24 protein-coding genes are annotated in these 22,995 nt (G+C 72.7%); 6 read left to right on the top strand and 18 right to left on the bottom strand.

What is annotated here, in order from left to right:
* Positions 1–53: 53 nt before the first annotated feature.
* From IEX22_RS11470 to IEX22_RS11450, 5 genes are all read right to left on the bottom strand, one after another.
* The gene (locus tag IEX22_RS11470) at positions 54–194 is read right to left on the bottom strand and encodes a hypothetical protein (protein WP_188668540.1); all 141 of its coding nucleotides are present in this window, start codon (positions 192–194) and stop codon (positions 54–56) included.
* 95 nt (positions 195–289) lie between these two features.
* Entirely contained in the window at positions 290–1,462 is a 1,173-nt protein-coding gene (locus IEX22_RS11465; RefSeq protein ID WP_188668539.1) for a MalY/PatB family protein, read from the bottom strand.
* 29 nt (positions 1,463–1,491) lie between these two features.
* Positions 1,492–2,394 carry a Sir2 family NAD-dependent protein deacetylase gene (locus IEX22_RS11460; RefSeq protein WP_188668538.1) on the bottom strand — a complete coding sequence of 301 codons (903 nt, stop codon included), beginning with the start codon at positions 2,392–2,394 and terminating at the stop codon, positions 1,492–1,494.
* Positions 2,357–2,899, bottom strand: a complete 543-nt coding sequence (locus IEX22_RS11455) for a redoxin domain-containing protein (RefSeq protein WP_229659977.1) — start codon at positions 2,897–2,899, stop codon at positions 2,357–2,359. Before IEX22_RS11455 ends, IEX22_RS11460 begins: the two co-directional genes overlap by 38 nt.
* The gene (locus tag IEX22_RS11450; RefSeq protein WP_188668537.1) at positions 2,896–3,312 is read right to left on the bottom strand and encodes a DUF3052 domain-containing protein; all 417 of its coding nucleotides are present in this window, start codon (positions 3,310–3,312) and stop codon (positions 2,896–2,898) included. Before IEX22_RS11450 ends, IEX22_RS11455 begins: the two co-directional genes overlap by 4 nt.
* A 366-nt stretch (positions 3,313–3,678) precedes the next feature.
* Here IEX22_RS11450 and aceE point away from each other — a divergent pair, with 366 nt between their 5' ends.
* From aceE to IEX22_RS11420, 6 genes are all read left to right on the top strand, one after another.
* Positions 3,679–6,417, top strand: a complete 2,739-nt coding sequence (aceE, locus tag IEX22_RS11445) for a pyruvate dehydrogenase (acetyl-transferring), homodimeric type (RefSeq protein ID WP_438816626.1) — start codon at positions 3,679–3,681, stop codon at positions 6,415–6,417.
* A gap of 169 nt (positions 6,418–6,586) precedes the next feature.
* The gene (locus IEX22_RS11440) at positions 6,587–7,867 is read left to right on the top strand and encodes a PucR family transcriptional regulator (RefSeq protein ID WP_188668535.1); all 1,281 of its coding nucleotides are present in this window, start codon (positions 6,587–6,589) and stop codon (positions 7,865–7,867) included.
* A gap of 77 nt (positions 7,868–7,944) precedes the next feature.
* Positions 7,945–8,898, top strand: a complete 954-nt coding sequence (locus IEX22_RS11435; RefSeq protein WP_229659978.1) for an ACP S-malonyltransferase — start codon at positions 7,945–7,947, stop codon at positions 8,896–8,898.
* A complete protein-coding gene (locus IEX22_RS11430; RefSeq protein WP_188668533.1) occupies positions 8,895–9,953 on the top strand; it encodes a beta-ketoacyl-ACP synthase III in 1,059 nt (352 codons plus the stop codon). Before IEX22_RS11435 ends, IEX22_RS11430 begins: the two co-directional genes overlap by 4 nt.
* 147 nt (positions 9,954–10,100) lie before the next feature.
* Positions 10,101–10,349 carry an acyl carrier protein gene (locus tag IEX22_RS11425; protein ID WP_188668532.1) on the top strand — a complete coding sequence of 83 codons (249 nt, stop codon included), beginning with the start codon at positions 10,101–10,103 and terminating at the stop codon, positions 10,347–10,349.
* Between the two features lie 81 nt (positions 10,350–10,430).
* Positions 10,431–11,666 carry a beta-ketoacyl-[acyl-carrier-protein] synthase family protein gene (locus IEX22_RS11420; protein WP_188668531.1) on the top strand — a complete coding sequence of 412 codons (1,236 nt, stop codon included), beginning with the start codon at positions 10,431–10,433 and terminating at the stop codon, positions 11,664–11,666.
* A 157-nt stretch (positions 11,667–11,823) separates the two neighbouring features.
* On the opposite strand, the gene IEX22_RS11415 is transcribed toward IEX22_RS11420, so the two are convergent.
* From IEX22_RS11415 to trmD, 13 genes are all read right to left on the bottom strand, one after another.
* Positions 11,824–12,327 (bottom strand): DUF3145 domain-containing protein, encoded by a 504-nt coding sequence (locus IEX22_RS11415; protein ID WP_188668530.1) that lies wholly within the window; start codon positions 12,325–12,327, stop codon positions 11,824–11,826.
* 170 nt (positions 12,328–12,497) lie between these two features.
* Positions 12,498–13,262, bottom strand: coding sequence for a hypothetical protein (locus IEX22_RS11410; protein ID WP_188668529.1), 765 nt, complete (start codon positions 13,260–13,262; stop codon positions 12,498–12,500).
* A 75-nt stretch (positions 13,263–13,337) separates the two neighbouring features.
* Complete coding sequence (locus IEX22_RS11405; protein ID WP_188668528.1) at positions 13,338–14,309, bottom strand: tyrosine recombinase XerC; 972 nt, start codon at positions 14,307–14,309, stop codon at positions 13,338–13,340.
* Between the two features lie 88 nt (positions 14,310–14,397).
* Positions 14,398–15,738 carry a DNA-processing protein DprA gene (locus IEX22_RS11400; protein WP_188668527.1) on the bottom strand — a complete coding sequence of 447 codons (1,341 nt, stop codon included), beginning with the start codon at positions 15,736–15,738 and terminating at the stop codon, positions 14,398–14,400.
* The gene (locus tag IEX22_RS11395) at positions 15,735–17,273 is read right to left on the bottom strand and encodes a YifB family Mg chelatase-like AAA ATPase (protein WP_188668526.1); all 1,539 of its coding nucleotides are present in this window, start codon (positions 17,271–17,273) and stop codon (positions 15,735–15,737) included. The genes IEX22_RS11400 and IEX22_RS11395 overlap by 4 nt, the downstream gene beginning before the upstream one ends.
* A 1-nt stretch (position 17,274) precedes the next feature.
* Positions 17,275–17,643, bottom strand: a complete 369-nt coding sequence (locus tag IEX22_RS11390; RefSeq protein ID WP_188668525.1) for a YraN family protein — start codon at positions 17,641–17,643, stop codon at positions 17,275–17,277.
* Positions 17,644–17,762: 119 nt separating this feature from the next.
* Positions 17,763–18,734, bottom strand: a complete 972-nt coding sequence (locus tag IEX22_RS11385; protein WP_188668524.1) for an alpha/beta hydrolase fold domain-containing protein — start codon at positions 18,732–18,734, stop codon at positions 17,763–17,765.
* 44 nt (positions 18,735–18,778) lie between these two features.
* Positions 18,779–19,087 (bottom strand): DUF2469 domain-containing protein, encoded by a 309-nt coding sequence (locus tag IEX22_RS11380; protein WP_188668523.1) that lies wholly within the window; start codon positions 19,085–19,087, stop codon positions 18,779–18,781.
* A 66-nt stretch (positions 19,088–19,153) separates the two neighbouring features.
* Positions 19,154–19,984, bottom strand: coding sequence for a ribonuclease HII (gene rnhB / locus IEX22_RS11375; protein WP_188668522.1), 831 nt, complete (start codon positions 19,982–19,984; stop codon positions 19,154–19,156).
* A 4-nt stretch (positions 19,985–19,988) separates the two neighbouring features.
* Entirely contained in the window at positions 19,989–20,927 is a 939-nt protein-coding gene (gene lepB, locus IEX22_RS11370; RefSeq protein ID WP_229659975.1) for a signal peptidase I, read from the bottom strand.
* Positions 20,928–20,981: 54 nt separating this feature from the next.
* Complete coding sequence (gene lepB / locus IEX22_RS11365) at positions 20,982–21,638, bottom strand: signal peptidase I (RefSeq protein WP_188668521.1); 657 nt, start codon at positions 21,636–21,638, stop codon at positions 20,982–20,984.
* A 70-nt stretch (positions 21,639–21,708) separates the two neighbouring features.
* Positions 21,709–22,050 carry a 50S ribosomal protein L19 gene (gene rplS, locus IEX22_RS11360; RefSeq protein ID WP_188668520.1) on the bottom strand — a complete coding sequence of 114 codons (342 nt, stop codon included), beginning with the start codon at positions 22,048–22,050 and terminating at the stop codon, positions 21,709–21,711.
* Between the two features lie 210 nt (positions 22,051–22,260).
* Positions 22,261–22,995, bottom strand: coding sequence for a tRNA (guanosine(37)-N1)-methyltransferase TrmD (gene trmD / locus IEX22_RS11355; protein ID WP_188668519.1), 735 nt, complete (start codon positions 22,993–22,995; stop codon positions 22,261–22,263).

The raw sequence follows: 22,995 nt of genomic DNA, 5'->3' as shown, positions 1-22,995 counted from the left end.
GCTCATCATGGGGGCGTGCAGCGGGTCCCGCGGCGGTCACCGACAGCGTCCGGTCAGGCGGGCCGGAGGTCGACGACGACGTCGCCGATGCGGGTGCACGATGCACGGCGGTGCGCCGACGGGACGGGCCGAGTTCGCTCCCGGAGCCGGAGCACGCCGGGACCGCCGTATCGTTCCTGGCTGACGACGAGCACGATCGATCCTTCGTCGTTCGGGTGGGCACCACGCGACCGGCGCCCGGAGCCTCACTCCTGTGGGGCCAGTCTCCCCCGGAACGGGGCGCGTGTCATCAGCCCGCCGCGGCCGCCAGCCGGTCCACGGCCTCGATCACCGTTTCGGGCGCGCAGCCCAGGTTCATCCGCGCGTACCCGGCGCCCTGCGGCCCGAACTCCGGGCCGTTGGCCAGCGCCACCCGGGCGTGCTCGAGCGCGTAGGCCGCCGGGTCCTCGCCCCAGCCGAGTTCCGAGAAATCCAGCCACGCCAGGTAGGTCGCCTGCGGAGGCCGCAGCCGGACGGCGGGCAGCTTCGCCGCAAGTTCCCGCTCCAGCAGGGCGACGTTCTCCTCGATCGCCGCGACGGTGCCGCGCAGCCAGTCCCGGCCGTGGTCGAAGCCGGCGCGGGTCGCGATCAGCCCGAACAGTCCGGTGCGGAACAGGACCTCCTCGGGCAGCGAGCGGATGACGGCACTCATCCGGTCCGACTCCGCCACGAACATCGCCGTCTTCAACCCCGCGAGGTTGAACGCCTTGCTGCCGGACGCCGCAGCGATGCCGTGGTGCCGCGCCTCGTCGGACACGCTCAGGTACGGCGTGAACCGGTGCCGGCGGTGGGTCAACGGCGCATGGATCTCGTCGCTGACGACGCTCGCCCCGTGCCGGTCGACGATCCGGGACAGCGCCGCGAGCTCCTGCCGGGAGTGCACGAGGCCGACGGGGTTGTGCGGGTTGCACAACAACACCGCGCGGGCGCCGCGGGCCAGGGCGGCATCGATGCCGTCGAGGTCGAGGGCGTACGTCGACCCGTCCTCGGCGTCCGGACGGTCCAGCAGCGGCACCTCCACGACCGTGCCACCGGCCTCCGGGATCAGCGCGGAGAACGGCGGGTAGACGGGCGGGGTGATGACGACGCCGTCGCCGGGGGCGATCAGCCGGCGCAGCGACTCGACGATCACCACGCTGACATCGGTGGTGTAGCCGATCCGCTCCGGCGAGGGCGACCAGTCCCACGTCTGCGCGGCGTAGCGGGCGAAGGCGTCGGCGGCGCCGGTGTCGTGGGGGGCGACGTACCCGGTGTCGCCGACCTCGATGGCCTCGCGCAGCGCGGCCGTGATGGCCGGCGCCAGCGGGAAGTCCATCTCGGCGACGAACATGGGCAGCACGTCGTCCGGGTAGGTCCGCCACTTCTCGCTCGTCCTGCGGCGCAGCACGTTCATCGGGTCGGCACGGGTCACGCGGTCGGTCATCGGCTCCTCCGGCTCCTCGATCGTCCGGTTCACCGGTCCGGCAGTTCCTCGGCCAGGTGGCCCAGCGTCTCGCTGACGCCGGCCTGGATCAGCAGGTCGGCCCGGTCGTCGCCACGGGTCTGCCCGCGGTTGACGATGACGACGGGGATGCCCCGCTGGTGCGCGCGGCGGACGAACCGCAGCCCGCTCATCACGGCCAGGGAGGAGCCGGCGACGAGCAGGCCGTCGGCGCAGTCGACCATGCCGTAGCTGCGCGCCACCCGGTCCCGCGGCACGTTCTCCCCGAAGAAGGTGACGTCCGGTTTGAGCACGCCACCGCACACCGGGCAGGGCGCGACGACGAAGTCGGCGGTGGACTCGATGACGGCGTCCGCGTCGGGGGCCACCTCGACGTCCTCGACCAGCACCCGTTCGGCGAATCCGGGGTTGAGCTCGGTGAGGATCCGGTCCAGCTGGGCCCGCTGGACCATGCTGGCGCAGTCCAGACACACGACGTGGTCGAACCGGCCGTGCAGGTCGACGACGTTCAGGGCGCCCGCCGCCTCGTGCAGCCGGTCGATGTTCTGGGTGATGATGCCGCTGGTGAGCCCGCGCGACTCCAGCCGGGCCACGGCGTGGTGCCCGGCGTTCGGCACGGTCGCGGACATGAACCGGTAGCCGACGTGGTTGCGCGCCCAGTAGTGGCGGCGCCGGCGGGCGTCGCCGATGAACTCCTGGTACGTCATCGGGGTACGCGGCTTCGCGTCCGGTCCCCGGTAGTCGGGGATGCCGGAGTCGGTGCTCAGTCCCGCACCGGTGAGCACGGCCAGCCGCCGCCCGGAGAGCAACTCGACGGCGCGGCGTCGCGCCTCCGGGAGCGTGGCCTCCGGATCGGTGGTGCCGGTGCGGGCCGGCTCAGGCGTCCAGCGATGCCAGCGCGCGGCGGTACTCATCCATGCTCCGGGGGTGGGTGGCGTCGGACAGGAGTCGGGCCCGCAGGACGCCGTCGGCGTCGATGACGAAGCTGCCGCGACGGGCACTGCCGCGCTCGTCGTCGAACACCCCGTACCGGCGGGCCACCTCGCCGTGCGGCCAGACGTCGCTGAGCAGGTCGAAGGGCAGGGCCTCCGCCTCGGCGAGTGCCCGCAGGGCGAACTTCGAGTCGACCGACACGGCCATCAGCCGCACGTCGCGGCCGGCGAAGGGCGAGTCGGCGACGTCGAGCGCGTCCCGCAGCTCCCGCAGCTCGTCGCCGCACACGCGGGAGAACGCCCACGGGAAGAACACGAGGACGACGGGCGTGCCGCGCAGGTCCGTCAGCACGACCGGTTCCCCGTGCTGGTTGGCCAGGGCGAACCCCGGGGCCGGCGCCCCGACGTCGGGCAGGGACGCGAAGCCGTCACCGGGACGGCCCGCGCGAGCGGCGTCCGCGGCGTCGGGTTCTGCCGCCGGCGTCACTGGCGGCGTGCGGTCACCAGGCGGGTGGCCGCCCAGTCCTTGGACACCCCGGCGGACGACGTGACGTGCAAACCCGCGGTCGGCGCCGCCTCCTGGATCTCGGCGGGAGGGACGTACCCGTCCCGGCCGGCCTTCGGGGTGAGCACCCACACCACGGCGTTCTCCTCGAGAGTCGTCAGCGAGTCGACGAGGGCGTCGATCAGGTCGCCGTCCCCTTCCCGCCACCACAGCAGGGCGGCGTCCGCGACCTCGTGGTCGTCCTCGTCGAGCAAGGCGGATCCGACCGTCTCCTCGATGTCGTCCCGGAGATCGAAGTCGACGTCGTCGTCGTACCCGAACTCCTGGACGAGGTCGTCCTGCTTCAAGCCCAGCTTGGCGGCGGCGCTGCTCGCGACGGCGTCTGCCTCGCTCACGGATGTCCTCCCGGTCCCGTCGTCGGTGCATGTCATGACCGTCCCGAGCCGGTCATGCCGGCCGGGGCGGAGTGCTACCAGACAACACCTTTTCGGGTCCCTCATCAAGCAGCGCGCCGCCGGGCGGCCCCCGCGCGCCCGACGTGAGGACGATCACGGCGATCACGATGCGGAATCAGACGTCCACTTGGTGGAACAAGGGGGGTGCACCGGCGTCGCTGTTCCGGCGCTAGAGTGGCACCCAGACGCCGCGTCCCGTTCGGGCTGCCCACATCATGAGGCCCCCCGGAGCGGACAGCGGTCTGCGGCACCCATCATCGACGGCCGCAGTCCGGGTGCTTCACCGCACAGACAGAGAGGTTGAATGTGGCGACCGAAGACATCAAGAACATCCGCAGCGCGCTGACCACCAGTCTGCCGGACGCGGATCCCGAGGAGACCGCGGAGTGGATCGAGTCCTTCGACGGGCTCCTCGACTCGGCGGGCACGAAGCGGGCCGAGTTCATCATCCGGTCCCTGCTGCAGCGGGCGAGCGCACACAGCGTCGCCGTCCCGTTCGTCACGACCACGGACTACGTCAACACCATCCCCGTGGACCAGGAACCCGAGTTCCCCGGTGACGAGGAGATCGAGCGCACGTACCGCAAGTGGCTGCGCTGGAACGCGGCGATCATGGTGCACCGCGCCCAGCGGTCCGACATCGGCGTCGGCGGCCACATCTCCACCTACGCGGGTGCGGCCACCCTCTACGAAGTGGGCATGAACCACTTCTTCCGCGGCAAGGACCACCCCAGCGGTGGCGACCAGGTCTTCTTCCAGGGCCACGCCTCGCCGGGCATGTACGCCCGCGCGTTCCTCGAGGGTCGTCTGACCGAGGAGCAGATGAACGGGTTCCGGCAGGAGAAGTCGGCGGCGCCGAACGGCCTGTCCTCCTACCCGCACCCGCGCATGATGCCGGACTTCTGGGAGTTCCCCACCGTCTCCATGGGCATCGGCCCCACCAACGCCATCTACCAGGCGTCGATGAACCGGTACCTCGAGAACCGGGGCCTGAAGGAGCCGTCCGACCAGCAGGTCTGGGCGTTCCTCGGCGACGGCGAGATGGACGAGCCGGAGAGTCGCGGCGCGCTGCAGCTGGCCGCCAACGAGGGCCTGGACAACCTCAACTTCGTGATCAACTGCAACATGCAGCGCCTCGACGGCCCGGTGCGCGGCAACGGCAAGATCATGCAGGAGCTCGAGGCGTTCTTCCGCGGTGCGGGCTGGAACGTCATCAAGGTCGTGTGGGGCCGCGAGTGGGACGCCCTGCTGGACAAGGACGACGACGGCGCGCTGGTGGAGATCATGAACACCACGCCCGACGGCGACTACCAGACCTTCAAGGCCGAGTCCGGCGGCTTCGTGCGCGACCACTTCTTCGGCCGCTCGCCGCAGACCAAGGCCATGGTCGCGGACATGAGCGACGAGGAGATCTGGCAGCTCAAGCGCGGCGGCCACGACTACCGCAAGGTCTACGCCGCCTACAAGGCCGCCACCGAGTTCACGGGCAAGCCGACCGTCATCCTGGCCGCGACGGTCAAGGGCTACGGCCTCGGTCCGCACTTCGAGGGCCGCAACGCGACCCACCAGATGAAAAAGCTGACCCTCGAGGACCTGAAGAACTTCCGCGACCACCTGCGGATGCCGTTCTCGGACGAGGACCTGGAGAACGATCTCTACAACCCGCCGTACTACCACCCGGGCCCGGACGACCCGACCATCAGGTACATGCTCGAGCGGCGGAAGGCCCTCGGCGGCAACCTGCCCGAGCGGCGGGAGCGCGGCCACGACCTGAAGCTGCCCGAGGACAAGGCGTACGACGTCGCCAAGCGCGGCTCCGGCAAGCAGCAGGCGGCCACCACGATGGCCTTCGTGCGGTTGCTCAAGGACCTGATGCGGGACAAGGAGTTCGGCAAGCGCGTCGTGCCGATCATCCCCGACGAGGCCCGCACGTTCGGCATGGACTCGTTCTTCCCGACGTCGAAGATCTACAACCCGCTCGGTCAGAACTACATCTCCGTGGACCGCGACCTCATGCTCGCGTACAAGGAGTCGCCGCAGGGGCAGATCTTCCACGTGGGCATCAACGAGGCCGGCGCCGTCTCCGCGTTCACCGCGGCCGGCACGTCCTACGCCACTCACGGCGAGCCGCTCGTGCCCGTGTACGTCTTCTACTCGATGTTCGGGTTCCAGCGGACCGGCGACTTCATCTGGGCGGCCGCGGACCAGCTGGCGCGCGGGTTCCTGATCGGCGCGACGGCCGGCATCACCACCCTGGCGGGTGAGGGCACGCAGCACATGGACGGGCACTCCCCCGTGCTGGCCTCCACCAACCCGGCGGTGCGCACCTTCGACCCGGCCTACGGGTACGAGATCGCGCACATCGTCAAGCGCGGCCTCGAGGAGATGTACGGGCCGGACTCCGAGGACCCGGACAAGATCTACTACCTCACGGTCTACAACGAGCCGATCGTCCAGCCGGCCGAGCCGGAGGACGTCGACGTCGAGGGCATCGTCAAGGGCATCCACCGGATCAAGGAGGCCGAGATCGACGGTCCCCGGGTCCAGCTCCTCGGCTCCGGCGTGTCGGTCCCGTGGGCCCTGGACGCCCAGCGGATCCTCGCCGAGGACTGGAACGTCTCGGCCGACGTCTGGTCGGTGACGTCCTGGACCGAACTGCGCCGGGACGGCCTCGCCGCCGAGCGGGAGGCGTTCCTCGACCCGGACGCCGAGGCGCGGGTGCCGTTCGTGACCCAGCGACTGGCCGGCGCCACCGGACCGGTCATCGCGACGACGGACTACCGGTCCGACCTGCCCGACGGCATCCGTCAGTTCATCCCCAACGAGTTCGCCACGCTCGGTGGCAACGAGTTCGGCTTCGCCGACACCCGGGCCGCCGCCCGGCGGTACTTCCACATCGATTCACACTCCATGGTGGTCCGGGCGCTCGAACTGCTGGCCCGCCGCGGTGAGGTCGACGCCGGGGCGCCCGCGCAGGCGATCGAGAAGTACCGGCTGCACGACGTGCGGGCCGGCCGGTCCGGCAACGCCGGCGGGGAGTCCTGACCGACGCCGCCCATCGGCAAACCGTCCGGGTGTCCCACCCGGTGACCGCGAGGCCGCCGCACGCACGTGCGGCGGCCTCGCGGCGTCCGGCCCGTCGCTCGGCGGGCCGCCCCGCGACCGGGACCGCCCGGTCGGAGCGGGGACCGGGGGCGGTCGTATGCTCGGGGGCATGAGCGCTCAGCAGGACCAGCCCGCCCCCGGCGCCCGCCGCGGCGTCCCCGGGGCACCGGCCGCGGGCGACACCGACCGGGCGCGGACGCTGGAGACGCTCCGCTCCAACATCGGCAGCCTGTCCACCGTCACCCTGCGGCGGCTCGACTCTGCCCTCCCTTGGTACCGGCACCTGCGCCCCGACGAGCGGTCCGCCCTGGGGCTCGTGGCGCAGAAGGGCATCGCCTCCTTCGTCACGTGGTACGAGAAGCCCGGCAACCCGGCCTGGGTGATGTCCGACGTGTTCGGCACCGCGCCCACGGAGCTCACCCGCTCGATCAGCCTGCAGAAGGCGCTGCAGCTGATCCGCATCGTGGTCGACACGGTCGAGCAGCGGGTCCCCGACCTGGCGGAGGAGCCGGAGCAACCCGCCCTGCGCGAGGCGGTGCTGCGCTACTCCCGGGAGGTCGCCTTCGCCGCGGCCGACGTGTACGCCAGGGCCGCCGAGTCACGCGGATCGTGGGACACCCGCCTGGAGGCGCTCGTCGTGGACGGCATCCTGCGCGGGGAGAGCTCCGACTCGCTCCGCTCCCGGATCGCGGCCCTCGGCTGGAGCAGCAAGGCCGAGGTGACGATCGTCGTCGGCGCCGCCCCGGCCGATCCCCATCCGGCCTACCTCTCCGGCCTGCGTCGCACCACCACCCGGCTGGCCGAGGACACCCTGATCGGCATCCAGGGCGACCGTCTGCTGCTGCTCCTGGGCGGGCTGCGGGACCGGGACACCGCCCTGGTCAAGCTGGCCCCGGTGTTCGGGGACGGCCCGATCGTCCATGCCGGACCGGCCGCGTCCCTGGTGGACGCGGGCCCGGCCGCCCAGGCGGCCTTCTCGGGCCTCGTCGCCGCCCGGGCCTGGCCGGACGCCCCGCGCCCGGTGGCCGCGGACGATCTCTGGCCCGAGCGGCTGATGGCCGGTGACGACACCGCCCGGCGTGCCCTGGTGCGGGCCATCTACCGGCCGCTGACGTCGGCGTCGAACGGGCTGCTGGAGACCCTGTCGGCCTATCTGAGTCTCGGCCACTCCCTGGAGGCCACCGCCCGCGCCTTGTTCGTTCACACCAATACGGTGCGCTACCGGCTGCGCAAGGTCACCGACGTGACCGGGTGGGATCCGCTGGTCCCTCGCGAGGCGTTCGTGCTGCAGACGGCGCTGGTCGCGGGGCGGCTGAGCGCGGGCGACGCGGCCGGCGATGCCTCCGCCGCGGCCCCGGCGGTCCGCCTCCCCGAGCGAGCGGCGTTGTAGGTTCCCTACAATCGCGCGGCTCGACCTTGGTGCCTCGAATCCGGCGGGAAGCACGAAGCTGGTGAAAGGCTGGGATGGTGCTTGCGATCGTCTGCCCTGGACAGGGCTCCCAGACCCCGGGCTTCCTCTCACCGTGGCTCGAGCTCGACGGTGTCGAACCCCTCCTGCGCGTGCTCAGTGACGCGACCGGCATCGACCTGGTGGCCCACGGCACCGTCTCGGACGCCGACACCATCAAGGACACGGCCGTCGCCCAGCCGCTGATCGTGGCCGCCGGGCTGGTGGGGGCACGCGCGTTGTTCGGCGAGCACGGAGTGCCCGAGGGGGCCGTGCTGGCCGGACACTCGGTCGGGGAGATCACCGCCGCCGTGCTCGCCGGCGCACTGACGGAGGCCGACGGGATGGCGTTCGTCAAGGAACGCTCCACCGCCATGGCCCGCGCCGCCGCAGCCGAGCCCACCGGGATGGCCGCCGTCGTCGGCGGTGTCGAGGAGGACGTGCTGGCGGCCATCGAGGCGGCCGGGCTGACGCCCGCCAACATGAACGGTGGCGGTCAGATCGTCGCCGCCGGGACCCGCGACCAGCTCGACGCGCTCGTCGCCGCCCCGCCCGCCCGGGCCCGCGTCATCCCCCTGAAGGTCGCCGGCGCCTTCCACACGGCGCACATGCGACCGGCAGTCGCCGCTCTCGAGGGGCTGGCTCCCGCGCTGCATCCGACCACGCCGACGCGGACCCTGCTCTCCAACCGTGATGGCGCGCCCGTGACCGGCGGGGACGACGCGCTCGCGGCCCTCATCGGGCAGGTCTCCCGGCCGGTGCGCTGGGACGCCTGCATGCGGTACCTCGCCGATGCCGGCGTCACCGGCCTGCTCGAACTGCCCCCGGCCGGTACCCTGACCGGACTGGCCAAGCGCGGTCTGCGCGGCGTCGCCGGCTTCGCCCTCTCGACCCCGGACGACCTGCCGGCCGCCCGCGACTTCGTGGCCGCCCACGCGGCGGCCGCCGCCCCGACGAACGAAGGACAGGCGTGAGCACCCCGACCCTGCAACAGTCCCCCGCCCGCGAGCACGCGCGCATCCTCGGTATCGGCGCCTACCGCCCGGACCAGATCGTCACCAACGAGGACGTCTGCCAGTGGATCGACTCCTCCGACGAGTGGATCCGCAAGCGCACCGGCATCGTCACCCGGCATCGCGCCGACGCGAACACGTCGGTGCTCGACATGGCGCTCGGCGCCGCCGAGGAGGCGCTGCGTTCGGCCGGCGTCGCCGGTTCGGACATCGGCGCGGTCATCGTCGCGACCGTGACCCACCCGTATGCCACCCCGTCGCTCGCGGCGCAGCTGACCGACCGGATCGGCGCCACCCCGGCCCCCGCGTACGACGTCTCCGCCGCCTGTGCCGGCTACTGCTACGGCATCGCCCAGGCGGACGCCCTGGTCCGCTCCGGCGCCGCCGAGAACGTCCTCGTCGTCGGCGTGGAGAAGCTCTCCGACGTCATCGACAACCACGAGCGCACCATCTCGTTCCTGCTCGGGGACGGTGCCGGCGCCGTCGTGGTCGGCCCCTCGGACTCGCCGGGGATCGGGCCCTCCATCTGGGGCTCCGACGGCTCCCACTGGGACACCATCGGCATGACCCACTCGATGCTCGAGGTGCGGGACCTCTCCGCGACCGCGCAGGACGACGCCCAGAGCGCCATCACCGCGCTCGAGACCGAAGCCCAGCTGTGGCCGACCCTGCGCCAGGACGGGCAGACCGTCTACCGCTGGGCCGTCTGGGAGATGGCCAAGGTGGCCCGCCGCGCCCTGGAGGCGGCCGGCGTCACCGCCGACGACCTGGCCGCCTTCGTGCCGCACCAGGCGAACATGCGGATCATCGACGAGATGGCCAAGCAGCTGAAGCTGCCCGAGTCGGTCGTCATCGCCCGTGACATCGCCGACGCGGGCAACACCTCCGCGGCGTCGATCCCCCTCGCCACGCACCGGCTGCTCGCCGAGAACCCTCAGCTGCACGGCGGCCTCGCTCTCCAGATCGGCTTCGGTGCCGGCCTGGTGTTCGGCGCGCAGGTCGTCGTCCTCCCCTGAGTGAGGCCTTCCCCGAGCCGAACGCGCCGTCGTAGGTTGGGGCCAGTCCCGTGCCCCGCCGAGGACGACACCACAGATCACGGAGTGCTACCGAGTGCTCCGGACACGGAACCGCCGCCCGGCGGTGACAGAAGAAAAGGAGCCGTCATGGCGAGCAAAGAAGAGATCCTGTCCGGCCTGGCCGAGATCGTCAACGAGGAGACCGGCCTGGCGCCCGACGCGGTGCAGCTGGACAAGTCCTTCACGGACGACCTGGACATCGACTCCATCTCGATGATGACCATCGTGGTCAACGCCGAGGAGAAGTTCGGTGTGCGGATCCCCGACGAAGAGGTCAAGAACCTCAAGACCGTCGGTGACGCCGTCGACTACATCGCCAACGCGCAGGAGTCCTGACCGCAGGTCACCGGTGGGCGACATCGACGCCGACCGGTGCCCGTCCCGACCGCCGCTGCCGCGGCGCGGAAAGTGTGGAACATGACACGGAAAGTGGTCATCACCGGCCTCGGCGCCACGACGCCGATCGGCGGTGACGTGCCGACCTTCTGGCGCAACGCCCTGGCGGGCACGTCGGGGGCCGCGACCCTGGAGGACGACTGGGTCGAGAAGTACCAGCTGCCCGTCACCTTCGCGTGCCGGGTCTCGAACCCCGCCTCCGAGGTGCTCTCCCGCGTCGAGATGAAGCGGATGGACCCCTCGACCCAGTTCGGCGTCGTCGCCGCCCGGGAGGCCTGGGCGGACGCGGGCATCGAGGACATGGACAAGGACCGCCTCGGCGTCGCCTTCGCCACCGGCATCGGTGGCGTCTGGACGCTGCTGGACGCCTGGGACACCCTGCGCGAGCGCGGGCCCCGGCGCGTGCTGCCGATGACGGTGCCGATGCTCATGCCCAACGGCGTGGCCGCCGCGGTCAGCCTGGATCTGGAGGCGCGGGCCGCGGCCCACACCCCGGTCTCGGCGTGTGCCTCGGGTACGGAGGCGCTCGAACTGGGGCTGGAGATGATCCGTTCCGGCCGCGCCGACGTCGTCGTCGCCGGCGGCGCGGAGGCGGCCATCCACCCGCTGCCGATGGCGGCGTTCTCGTCGATGCAGGCCCTGTCGCGGCGGAACGACGACCCGCAGGCGGCGTCCCGCCCGTACGACGTCGACCGCGACGGGTTCGTCATGGGCGAGGGCGCGGGTGCGCTCGTGCTCGAGGCGGAGGAGTTCGCCCGGGCACGCGGGGCGCGGATCTACGCCGAGTTGGCCGGTGCCGCGATCACGGCCGACGCCCACCACATCACCGCTCCCGACCCCGTGGGGCAGGGCGCGATCCGGGCGCTGAAGGCCGCGATGTACGACGCGCGGGTCAACCCGGCCGACGTGGTGCACGTCAACGCGCACGCGACGTCCACCCCGGTGGGCGACGCGCCGGAGTACACGGCCCTGCTGGAGGCGCTCGGGTCCAGCCTGGACGACGTGGCGGTGTCCGCGACCAAGTCGCAGACCGGTCACCTGCTGGGCGCCTCCGGTGCGGTGGAGGCGGTGCTGACCGTCCTGGCGGTGCACGAGCGGAAGGCGCCGGCCACCATCAACCTGGATCACCAGGACCCGGCCATCCCGCTGAACGTCGTCACCACCGCGCGGGATCTGCCGTCCGGCGACGTGGTGGCGATGAGCAATTCGTTCGGCTTCGGCGGTCACAACGCCGTGGCGGTGTTCCGCAACGCCTGATCGGGCCGCGACATGACGAAGGGTCCCGCTCCTCGGAGCGGGACCCTTCGTTCGTCCGATCGGTTCCGGGCCGCGCCAGCTCGTCAATAGATGTTCCATCCGGCCCGGAATCCGGGGTCCGGTCAGCATCTATTGACGAGCTGGCAGAAGAGAGGGGTCAGCCGACGCGGTGCAGCCAGCGCACCGGGGCGCCCTCGGCCGCGTGCCGGAAGGGCTCCAGCTCCTCGTCCCAGGCCTCGCCGAGCGCGAGGGAGAGCTCCTGGTAGACGGCGCTCGGGTCGCCCGCGCCGGACTCGTAGGCGTACCGGATCCGGTCCTCGGAGACCATGATGTTGCCATGCACGTCGGTCGTGGCGTGAAAGATACCCAGTTCGGGGGTGTGCGACCACCGACCACCGTCGGCGCCGGCACTCGGCTCCTCCGTGATCTCGTAGCGCAGATGAGCCCACCCCCGCAGAGCGGACGCGAGCACGGCACCGGTACCCTGCGCTCCGGTCCACGCCAGCTCCGCCCGGAACATTCCGGGGGCAGCAGGCTGAGCGGTCCAGGTCAGGTCCGTCCTCTGATCGACGACGGAACCGATGGCCCACTCCACATGCGGACACAGCGCGGCAGGCGCCGAGTGCACGAAGAGAACACCTCGGGTCAACACGTCACTCATTCCATCCTCCGTTGCTGTAGGGACGTCTTCCCCAACGACCTTCAGCACGGTGGATACGCGCATGTTCACCCTGGTGTGACCACGGGTAGCAAGACCTACCTTCAACCCGTGGTCGAATCTTCAGTTGTCACAGACATTGTGCACTATCGGCACATCTTCCGCCACTGTAATTACCGCCACGTGTTTTTCTCCCGCAGGGCGGCCGCTACCGGGTCGGGGTCGGGCCCGAGCTCGGCGTGATCGCCCAACGAGGCCATCCAGTAGGCGGCGGTGGCATCCACGTCGCCGGCGAAGGCATCGAGGTCCGCGCCGGCGCGCGCCGCGCGCAGGGCCGCGGCGAACCACGACAGCTCCTGCTCACCGACGCAGCGCAGCATCAGCGGCCACACGAGGTCGGGACGGCCCTGCGTGATCAGCCAGATCAGCAGGTCCGGAGAGACGAGACTGCAGGTGACCCACGCCTCCGGGAGCTCTCGGACGACCCGCTCCGGGTCGGCGAGCAGGTCGATCACGGGCTGCACGTCGTCGACGAGGACGCGCACCAGGTCGTCGACGGACGTCTCCTCCTCGTCCCCCAGGCGAGGGTCGCTCACGACGTCGACGTAGCTGACCTCGGTGACGTTCATCAGCAGGGAGTTCAGCACCCGGGTGGTGACCCGCTCCCCGGGGAGGTGTCGGGTGGTCCAGGCCCGCACCGCCGCGACCTCGACCGCGACCCGTGGCGCGAGCACGAGGTGACCGGTGCGGGACATCGACATCGACTGCAGTTCGATCCGGGTTCTCCGCCCCTCGGTGGTGGACGTCAGCCCGTCGCGCAGGACCGTCCACGAGCCGGGCAGCACGTCCGCCAGGTGCTCCGCCACGACACGCCGGACCTGCTTCGGTGGCCACGTCGCGGCGTCCGCGGGCAGCGTGAACCGGCGACGGCTCGGCATCGAGACCTCCTGGAGAGTCGCACGTGGCGCGATCGTATCAAGGACACGCCGGGCCTGGCCGCGATGGCCGAGTCGTCAGGCGCGCGGGTGCGCCTGCCGGTAGCTCGCCCGCAGCCGCTCGACCGAGACGTGGGTGTAGATCTGGGTCGTGGCCAGCGAGGAGTGACCGAGCAGCTCCTGGACCGCGCGCAGATCCGCCCCGCCGTCGAGCAGGTGCGTCGCGGCCGTGTGCCGGAGGGCGTGGGGTCCGGCGGACGGGCCGCGCCCATCGGCGGCGGTGGCCCGGTGGACGATGTCCCGGACGCGGCGCTGGTCCAGCCGCCCGCCGCGGGCGCCGAGGAAGAGGGCCGGTCCCGACCCCTCCCTCGCCAAGGCGGGGCGACCGGAGACCAGCCAGGTGTCGAGCGCACGGGCGGCCGGGACGCCGTAGGGCACGGTGCGCTCCTTGTTGCCCTTGCCGAGCACCCGCAGGGTGCGCCGCTCCGCATCGATGTCATCGATGTCCAGGGCGGTCAGCTCCCCCACCCGGACGCCGGTGGCGTAGAGCAGTTCGAGGATCGCGGTGTCGCGCAGGGTGGCGGGGTGCTCCGGGGTGGCGGCGTCCGCGGCACGGGTGAGGACGGCGGACATCTGCGGCTCGCGCAGCACGGCGGGCAGGGTGCGGTCCCGGCGGGGGGCGCGCAACCGCACGGACGGGTCGGTGTCGAGCAGTCCTTCACGCACGGCCCAGCGGCAGAAGGTGCGCACAGCGGCGGCGCGACGGGCGAGGCTCGACCGGGCGGCACCCGTGTCGGTCTGGGCGCCGAGCCAGCTGCGCAGCAGGCCGAGGTCGAGGACATCCAGCCCGTCCACGCCCTGCCGCGCGGCATGGGTGAACAGCGACGCGAGGTCGCTCCGGTAGGCCCGCACCGTGTGGGCGGACCGGCCGCGCTCCAACGCCAGGTGGCGCGCGAAGCCGTCCACCGCGGCCGCCGCCCAGGGCGGGACGTCGGCGGTGTCCGCATCGCGCTGCTCCTGCTCGCTCACCACCCCTCTACTGTCGGCCATGACGGCCGCACGACACGACTCGCCACGCGGTCCGGGTCGTGCGCCGGCGTCACGGGCTGTCCCGCGGGAACGGACGACGGGGGCCGACTCAGCCGCGGGTCGCGCCTCCCTTCCGCCAGGAACCGTTCATCGTCACGGCCAAGCCGCGCAGGGACAGGCGACCCAGGCCGGCGCGCACCATGGGCTCGCTCAGCCCGGCCACCGACGCCAGCCGGGCCGTGGTGCTGCCGGTCCTCATCGGCAACGCGTCGTACAGGATGAGGTCCTGGGCGCTCAGGCCGTCATGGGCGGCCGGAGGGGCTGACCGCACGGGAAGGGCGACGCCGGGCGGGTGGTTGCCGGGCGGGCCGACGCTGGTGGACTCGTCCGGGTCGCGCCCCGCCTGACCGGCCGCCGGTAGTGCGGGCAGTCGGAAGGGGTCGAGGAGGGCGAGGACGTCCTCGACGTCGGTGACGCAGACCGCGTCGCTCTCCCGCAGCAGCCGGTGGCAGCCGGCGGAGGTCGACGCATGCACCGACCCGGGCACCGCCCCGACCTCCCGGCCCAGGCCGGCAGCGTGGTGCGCGGTGTTCAGGGCACCGGACCGCCAGCGGGCCTCGACCACGACGGTGACGCCGCTCAACGCCGCGATCAGCCGGTTCCGCTGCAGGAAACGCCAGCGCGTGGGTGAGGACCCCGGCGGCACCTCCGCCAGCAGGCAGCCCTCTGCCAGCACCGCGCGCAGCAGGGTCTCGTGCGCGGCCGGGTAGAAGCGGTCGACGCCGCAGGCCATCACCGCGACGGTCGGCATCGCCGGCCCGGCCGCGCGATTCGCGGCGTCGCGAGCCGAACGCGACCCGTGAGCGGCGAGTGCCCCGCGATGGGCCTGCGCGTCGATGCCGAACGCGCCGCCGGAGACGACGGTGCAGCCGGCGGACACCAGGCCGTGGGCCAGGTCGGCGCTGATCGCCTCGCCGTAGGCGGTGCTGTCCCGAGCGCCGACCACGGCGACCGCGCGCGCCGTGGCGGGCAGCGCATCCGCCGGCTGTCCCCGTCCCCACAGGCACAGCGGTGCCTCGGGACCGAGGTCGGCCAGCCCGGCCGGCCAGGCCTCGTCCTCCGGCGTCAGCAGCCAGCCGCCGAGCCGGTCGAGCACGGTCAGGTCCCGTTCGGGCGCCAGCGCGGGGACGCGGGCCGCCCAGCGCTGTACCGCGGCGGCGACCAACGCCGGGCCGTCGTCGTGCCGGCCGAGCTGGTCCGCCACCGCCCGCTCCAGCCGGGGCCCCGACCGCACCGCACCGGTGGCCACGCGTAGCGCATCCACCGGCCCGGCGACGGCGATCAGGGCGCCGGCAACCACGTCCTGCGGTTCGGCGAGCCGGGAGAGCGCCGCTCGGGCCAGCCGGTGGGCCGTCCGCGCATCGGCCGCGACCGGCGTCGTGTCGGTCATGCGACGGCCCGCCGTTCCCGGAACATCAGCGCCTGCCCGACATCGTCGGCGTCCGGCACCGGGTGCCCGGCCAGATCGGCCAGGGTCCAGGCCAGGCGCAGCACCCGATCGTGCCCACGCGCCGTCATCAGGGATCGTTCCATCGCCACCTCCAGTTCCCTCGTCGCCGTTCGGCCGGGGTGCAGCGGCCCGCGCAGCACCCGCCCGCCGATCTCGGCGTTCGTGGTCACGCCGTACGCGCCCAACCGTTCCCGCTGGACCGCCCGAGCCGCGGCCACCCGGGCGCCGACGGCCGCGCTGCTCTCCGCCGCCTCGCGGGTGTTCATCTCGCGCAGACTCACGCGGGGGACGTCCAGGCGGACGTCCACCCGGTCGAGGACCGGCCCGGACATCCGCGTCGGGTAGCGGCGTCGTTCCAGCGACGTGCAGCGGCACTGCGCGCCCCGGACGCCGTCCTGCCCGCAGGGGCAGGGATTGGCGGCGAGCACCAGCTGGAACCGGGCGGGGTAGTCGGCCGCTCCCCCGGCGCGATGGACCACGAGCCGACCGTCCTCCAGCGGCTGCCGCAGGGCGTCCATCACCCGCCGGTCGAATTCGGGCGCCTCGTCGAGGAACAACACGCCCCGGTGGGCGCGGGTGGCCGCGCCCGGACGAGGCAGGCCGCTGCCGCCGCCGACGACGGAGACCACGGTCGCCGTGTGGTGCGGGTGCTCGTACGGCGGCCGGCGGATCAGGTCGAGCCGCGGGGCGCCCCGACCGGCGAGCGAGTGGATGGCGGTGACCTCCATCGCCTCGGCGTCGGTCAGGGGCGGCAGGATAGTGGGCAGCCGTTCGGCGAGCATCGTCTTGCCGGCCCCGGGCGGCCCGACCATGAGCAGGTGGTGCGCCCCGGCCGCGGCGACCTCGAGCCCGAACCGGGCGTCCGCCTGACCCGCGACCTCGCTCAGGTCGCGGACGGGTCCGGCGTCGGGCGCCGCGGGCGACGACGCCTCCGGCTCGGGCTGGTCTTCCAGGGCCAGCCGCTGCGGATCGGCCCCGAAGTGCAGCGCGACCTGCGCGAGTGTGTTGAACGCCAGCACCTCCGCCCCGGGCACGAGTGCGGCCTCGTGCTCATTGCCGCGGGCGACGACGACCGGCCCGAATCCTGCCGCCACCGCGGCCATCACGGCCGGCAGGATCCCCGTCACGGGGCGGAGCCGGCCGTCCAGGCTCAGTTCCGCGAGGAACACGGTGCGTCCTGTCTCGTGCACGTCCCCCGCGGCCCGCAGGGCGGCCACGCAGATCGCCAGGTCGAACCCGGACCCGCTCTTGGGCAGCGTGGCCGGGATGAGATTGACCGTCAGCTTGCGCCGGCTCAACGGCAGCCCGGTGTTCTGCGCGGCCGAGCGGATCCGCTCACGCGCCTCGTGCAACGACGAGTCCGGCAGCCCGAGCAGCACGAAGTTCGGCAGGGTCTGCCCGATGTCCGCCTCGACCTCCACGACATGCCCGTTCAACCCGATCAGCGCGACGGCGAACGCGCGACCCAGCGGCATGTCAGGCCACCGCCCGCAGGTGCTCGCAGCGCATGTCGGCCGCCGCGGCACCGACCACGGCCACCGCGTCGACCCGGACCGGGCCGGACACGCCGTGCTCGTGCGCCCAGAGCCGGATCAGGGCGTGCAGGCGGGCCAGTTTCGCCGCGTCGATCGCTTCCCACGGGTGCCCGAAATCCAGGGACCGCCGGGTCTTGACCTCCACCGCCACGATCACCGGCCCGGCCGCGCCCATCGGGTCCAGGGCCACCAGGTCGAGTTCGCCGGCCGGGCACCGCCAGTTGCGGTCCAGCAGCCGCCATCCCAGCTCCGTCACGTACCGGGCCGCGAACTCCTCGCCCGCGCGGCCCAGCAGGTCCTTCCGTCGCATGCGTCCACCTCCACGACCAACGATCGTCGGGCGCGGCGACGACGGCGACGGGCGCTCCCGCGGATGTGGATGACGAGCCCGGCGGCGTGGGTTGGGGAGGGAGAAGCCGGCCCGCCGACTCAGTCGGGCAGCGGATCACCCACCAGCGCGTCGCGCAGCCAGGCGCCGGCCCGCGCGAGGAACTCGCGGGCGATCGGTGTGTCCGCCGCCCACGACTCGAAGCCGTGGGGTGCCCCGGGCACGATCACGAGCTCGCAGCGGACTGCCGCGTCCGCCAGCCGGGCGGCGTAGGCCTCGTCCTCCTCGCGGAAGAGGTCGATGTCGCCGACGCCGATCCAGGCCGGCGGGAGGCCGTCCAGCCGTTCCCGACGAGCCGGGACGGCGTACGCCGGCACCACGGCGTCCGGCGCGCCCGGTGTGGTTCCGAGGTACGCGCCCCAGCCGAAGCGATTCTGTCGGTTGGTCCACGCGCGGTGGCGCACCGCGTCCAGCTCCGTCCGGGCGGCGGTGCGGTCGTCGAGCATGGGACACAACAGCAGCTGGGCGACCGGGCGCCGCTCGGGCGCCGGTTCGGCGTCCCGCAGCCGCTGGGCCAGGGCCGCGGCCAGCCCCCCGCCGGCGCTCTGGCCGCCGACGGCGATCCGGCCGCGGTCGACGCCGAGGCCGGCCGCGGCTTCCCCGAACCACGCCCACCCGGCCGCCACATCGTCGAGACCGGCAGGGAACGGACGCTCGGGCGCCAACCGGTAGTCGACGGAGACGACCACCGCCCCGGTGGCGCGGACGAAGCCGGCACACAGCGGGTCGTCCATGATCGGGTCGCCGATCACCAGCCCGCCGCCGTGGATCCACAGCAGACCCGGCCGCGGACCCGAGGCGGGGGTATCCGGATCCAGCGGCCGGTAGACGCGCAGCGGAACGCCACTCGGCGTCGTCCTGGTCTCGACCGCCACGCCGTCGCCGACCGCCCCGGGCGTGAACCGGGGCTGGGCCCAGCGGACGAGTCGGCGGAGCCAGGGGTACTGGAGGCCGAGCGGGGGCAGGCGCCGGACGGGTCCCCGCAGTTCAGGGCGGACGCGGTCGAGGTTCATGCCGGTGACGCTACCCGAGAGGGAGCCCGCGCCCGGACGCCGCCTCAGTCCGGCAGCTGCAGGTCGTCCGTCTTGGTCAGCTCCTCGACGTTGACGTCCTTGAAGGTGATCACACGGACCTTCTTGACGAACCGGGCCGACCGGTACACGTCCCACACCCACGCGTCCGTCAGCGTGAGGTCGAAGTAGACCTCACCGTCGGCAGAGCGGGTCTGCAGGTCGACGTGATTGGCGAGGTAGAAGCGGCGCTCGGTCTCCACGACGTAGCTGAACAGCCCGACCACGTCCCGGTACTCGCGGTACAGGGCCAGCTCCATGTCGGTCTCGTAGTTCTCGAGGTCCTCAGCGCTCATGGCTCCATCTTCTCCCACGCCCCGGCGAATGCGGCAGGCGGAGGCCGACGGGCACGACTCGGAGCGTCAGCTTCGGGCGAACAGGCCGGCGTCGGCGTCGGCGGTGTCCTCCACCGGGGCGTCCCCGAATGCGCCCTCGTCGCCGTCCGCCGTGGCCTCGCCCGCGCCGGGCAGGGAGCCGAGCCGCCACGTGCGGCGGTGCAGCTCGCTCGGGCCCACGGCGTCGATCGCGGCGCGGTGCGACGGCGTCGCATAGCCCTTGTTGATCTCCCAGCCGAAATCCGGATACCGCTCGGCCGCCTCGATCATCAGCAGGTCCCGTTCCACCTTGGCCAGCACGGACGCCGCGGCGACGCTGGTGCAGGTCAGATCCGCCTTGATGCGGGTGAGCACGGTGGGGTCCGCGGCAGCGACCGCGGTGGAGCCGTGCGGCCCCGGCGGCACGGGAGCGACGTCGAGGTCGCCGTCGTCCGGCACCAGCGCGTCCAGCAGGGTGGGCTCGGGCCGGCGCAACCAGTTGTGGTTGCCGTCCATCAGGACCAGGTCGGGCACGATGCCGTCGTCGGCCAGGACGTGCAGGGCCCGCAGCCCGGCCAGCCGGAGGGCATGGGTCAGCCCGAGGGCGTCCACCTCGGCGGCCGTGGCCATCCCGACGGCGCTGCCGACCGCCCACCGGCGGATCCGCGGCACCAGGTCGACGCGGCGCTGGTGACTGAGCAGTTTGCTGTCCGCGACGCCGGTCAGGGCGCGCTGGGTGTGGGCGTCGATGACGACCACGCCGGCCGCGACGGGTCCGGCGAGGGCGCCACGCCCGACCTCGTCGATGCCGGCGACGAGGCGGCAGCCGGGACCGGCGAGGGAACGCTCGACGCGCAGACTGGGACGCTTGACGACCACCGTGTCACCGACCGGACGTCGTCACCGTCGGCCGGGGGCTGGCGGAGGAGCTGGGGCTGGGCACGGTGGCGAACACGTCCTGGTCGTTCTCGAGGACGCGCATGCGGTTCAGGGGCCAGGCGATGACCGTGGCCGTGCCCTCGACGTCGTCGATGCTCACGAACGGTTGCGCGTCCGGCTGGGCGGCGGAGGGCACGTGGGCCCGGGAGTCGGCGGAGTTGCCCCGGTTGTCACCCATCACCCACAGCCGGCCCTCGGGCACGGTGATGTCGAACCTGGTGTCCGACGGCGCGGCACCGGCGTTCACGTACGGCTCGGTGATCGAGGCGCCGTTGACGGTCAGCCGACCCTGCGCGTCGCAGCAGGTCACGTGGTCGCCCGGCATGCCGATCACGCGCTTGACCAGGTGCTGCTGCGAGTCGTCCGGCGCGAGGCCGAGGAACACCAGCACGTCGGTCAGGGGGCTGCGGCCCCCGCTGCGGGCGATCGGCTCGTTCTCCAGCCAGCCGTTGGTGTCCTTGAACACGACGATGTCGCCGCGGTGCAGTTCGGCCACCTTCGGCACCAGCAGGTTGACGAAGATCCGGTCGTCCACGAGCAGGGTCTGCTCCATCGACTGGGACGGAATGAAATAGGCCCGGAACAGAAAGGTCTTGATCAGGAACGAGAGCACCAGAGCGACGACGACGATGCCGGCCACCTCCCGGGCGAACGAGGCGCCCCCGGACGGGCGGGTGCCGTCGGCGCGGCGGCCGGCCGCCAGGTGGCGCAGCCGCTGACCGACGGTCGGCCGGTGGCCGTCGCGCGCGGCGGCCGCGCCGCCGTGCACAGCGGCCTCGTCCGCGCCCGTCGCGGTTCCCGGTTCGCCGTCCCGGCCCCGCACCGGCTCACCGGTGTGCCGGCCCCGTGGCCGCCGCTCGTTCTCGTTGTCGCTGCTGCTCACTCGCTGCTTCCGCTCCCTGATGTTCTCGGCTGCCTGGCCTCGCGGGCCACCGTCTCACCCGGGGCTGGGTCCGAGCTGGATCCGTTCCAGGGCCCCGGCCCGGTCCAGCGGCCAGACCCGCGCCACCGGCGTGCCAATGATACGGTCCATCGCCACCATGCCCCCGCCGGGTGCCCCGAGCAGCGCCCGGGAGTCGTAGGAGTCTCCCCGGTTGTCCCCGAGCAGCCACACGCTGCCCGCGGGTACCACGACGTCGAACCGGGTGGTGCTGGGCGCGGTGCCCGGGGCGAGGTACCGCTCGGTGACCGGCTGTCCGTTCAGCCGCACGCGGCCGTCGGTGCCGCAGCAGCTGACCTGGTCGCCGGGCAGCCCGACGATGCGCTTGACGTGGACGGTGGGACTGCCGACCAGCCCGAGGAACTGCCCCACCCCGGCCAGCGCCTGCAGCCAGGCGGGGTCGGTGCTGCGGTAGGGATCCAGGCTTCCCCGGCCGTCGAAGACCACCACATCGCCCCGGTGCCAGGGCGCGACACCCACCCGGGCGACGGCGATGCGGTCCCCCGGCGCGAGGCCGGGTTCCATCGAGGCCGAGGGGATCGTGTACACCTCGAGCACGAAGGCGCGCAGGAGACAGCTGAGCAGGACGACCGCGAGCACCCCCACGAGCACGAAACGCCAGCCCCTCAGGGACTGGCGTCTCGTCGCGCTCATGCCGCCCCCGGTGGGGCCGGCATGACCGGTGCGGCCCACCGCACGGCGGGGGACATCCCGGAAGGGGTGGTCAGCGCTTCTCGCGGATCTTCGCGGCCTTGCCGTGGCGATCGCGCATGTAGTAGAGCTTCGCGCGGCGCACGTCACCGCGGGTGACGAGCTCGATCTTGTCGATGACGGGCGAGTGCACCGGGAAGGTACGCTCGACGCCGACACCGAAGCTGACCTTGCGGACGGTGAAGGTCTCGCGGATGCCGTGGCCCTGGCGGCCGACGACGAAGCCCTGGAAGACCTGCACGCGGCTGCGGTTGCCTTCGACGATGTTGACGTGCACCTTCAGCGTGTCACCGGGACGGAAGTCCGGGACGTCGGTGCGCAGGGACGCGGAATCGACGGAGTCGAGGATGTGCATGCTGCATCTCCTGGTGAACGCCACAGGTCATCCACGTGGATCGGTGCGGCACGGCGGACCCGAGGGCCGGTGCTGTGCCGCGAGGTGAGGGGACGCGCGGCCCGTCGGGCGCACGCGCGTGCCGAGCTGTCGGCGTCGCTCCCCCTGTGGCAGGCGCGCGCCCAGCCGGCACAGCTGTCCATTCTGCCACATCGGCGCGCCCGCGGCACGTCAGGCGGGAGGCGGCAGCAGATCCGGACGGCGCTCGGCGGTGCGGGTGAGCTGCTGCTCGTGCCGCCAGCGCGCGATCCGGCCGTGGTCGCCGCTGAGCAGCACGTCGGGCACGTCCAGGCCGCGCCAGCTCGCCGGCTTGGTGTACATCGGGTACTCGAGCAGCCCGTCGGCGTGCGACTCCTCGGTCAGCGACCCCGGGTTGCCGATGACGCCGGGGATGAGCCGGACGATGGCCTCCACCATCGCCAGGGTCGCCACCTCGCCGCCGTTGAGCACGTAGTCGCCGATGCTCATCGGACGGACGTCGAACCGCTCGGCGGCCCAGAGCGCGACGCGCTCGTCGATGCCCTCGTACCGCCCGCAGGCGAACACCAGATGGTCGGTCTCCGCCAGCTCGTGCGCGGTGGCCTGCCGGAACACCTCGCCCGCGGGCGACGGGATGATCAGCACCGGACGTCGCTGGTCCCCCGCGGTGGTGCCGCCCGGGTCCGCGGCGCCGCCCTCGCCGTCGAGCACGGCGGTCAGCGCCTGCGCCCACGGCTCGGGCTTCATCACCATGCCGGCGCCCCCGCCGTACGGGGTGTCGTCGACGGTGCGGTGCCGGTCGGTGGTGAAGTCCCGCAGGTCATGGACGGTCAGGTCGAGTAGACCCGACGCGCGCGCCTTGCCGATCAGGGACAGGTCGAGGGCGGCCAGGTACTCGGGGAAGATGCTGACGACGTCGATGCGCAC

It is taken from the genome of Tersicoccus solisilvae (genome assembly GCF_014643255.1).
In the GTDB taxonomy this organism is placed as follows: Bacteria; Actinomycetota; Actinomycetes; order Actinomycetales; family Micrococcaceae; genus Tersicoccus; species Tersicoccus solisilvae.
Note: the sequence above shows the minus strand (reverse complement) of the source record. Positions and strands in the feature narration are given on the sequence as shown.

Bases quoted from the DNA above. Each gene is read 5' to 3' on its own strand.
- IEX22_RS11465 (WP_188668539.1), bottom strand. From the start codon at position 1,462: ATGACCGACCGCGTGACCCGTGCCGACCCGATGAACGTGCTGCGCCGC.
- IEX22_RS11460 (WP_188668538.1), bottom strand. From the start codon at position 2,394: ATGAGTACCGCCGCGCGCTGGCATCGCTGGACGCCTGAGCCGGCCCGC.
- IEX22_RS11440 (WP_188668535.1), top strand. From the start codon at position 6,587: ATGAGCGCTCAGCAGGACCAGCCCGCCCCCGGCGCCCGCCGCGGCGTC.
- IEX22_RS11425 (WP_188668532.1), top strand. From the start codon at position 10,101: ATGGCGAGCAAAGAAGAGATCCTGTCCGGCCTGGCCGAGATCGTCAAC.
- IEX22_RS11420 (WP_188668531.1), top strand. From the start codon at position 10,431: ATGACACGGAAAGTGGTCATCACCGGCCTCGGCGCCACGACGCCGATC.
- IEX22_RS11415 (WP_188668530.1), bottom strand. From the start codon at position 12,327: ATGAGTGACGTGTTGACCCGAGGTGTTCTCTTCGTGCACTCGGCGCCT.
- IEX22_RS11410 (WP_188668529.1), bottom strand. From the start codon at position 13,262: ATGCCGAGCCGTCGCCGGTTCACGCTGCCCGCGGACGCCGCGACGTGG.
- IEX22_RS11405 (WP_188668528.1), bottom strand. From the start codon at position 14,309: ATGGCCGACAGTAGAGGGGTGGTGAGCGAGCAGGAGCAGCGCGATGCG.
- IEX22_RS11400 (WP_188668527.1), bottom strand. From the start codon at position 15,738: ATGACCGACACGACGCCGGTCGCGGCCGATGCGCGGACGGCCCACCGG.
- IEX22_RS11395 (WP_188668526.1), bottom strand. From the start codon at position 17,273: ATGCCGCTGGGTCGCGCGTTCGCCGTCGCGCTGATCGGGTTGAACGGG.
- IEX22_RS11390 (WP_188668525.1), bottom strand. From the start codon at position 17,643: ATGCGACGGAAGGACCTGCTGGGCCGCGCGGGCGAGGAGTTCGCGGCC.
- IEX22_RS11385 (WP_188668524.1), bottom strand. From the start codon at position 18,734: ATGAACCTCGACCGCGTCCGCCCTGAACTGCGGGGACCCGTCCGGCGC.
- IEX22_RS11380 (WP_188668523.1), bottom strand. From the start codon at position 19,087: ATGAGCGCTGAGGACCTCGAGAACTACGAGACCGACATGGAGCTGGCC.
- lepB (WP_188668521.1), bottom strand. From the start codon at position 21,638: ATGAGCGCGACGAGACGCCAGTCCCTGAGGGGCTGGCGTTTCGTGCTC.
- rplS (WP_188668520.1), bottom strand. From the start codon at position 22,050: ATGCACATCCTCGACTCCGTCGATTCCGCGTCCCTGCGCACCGACGTC.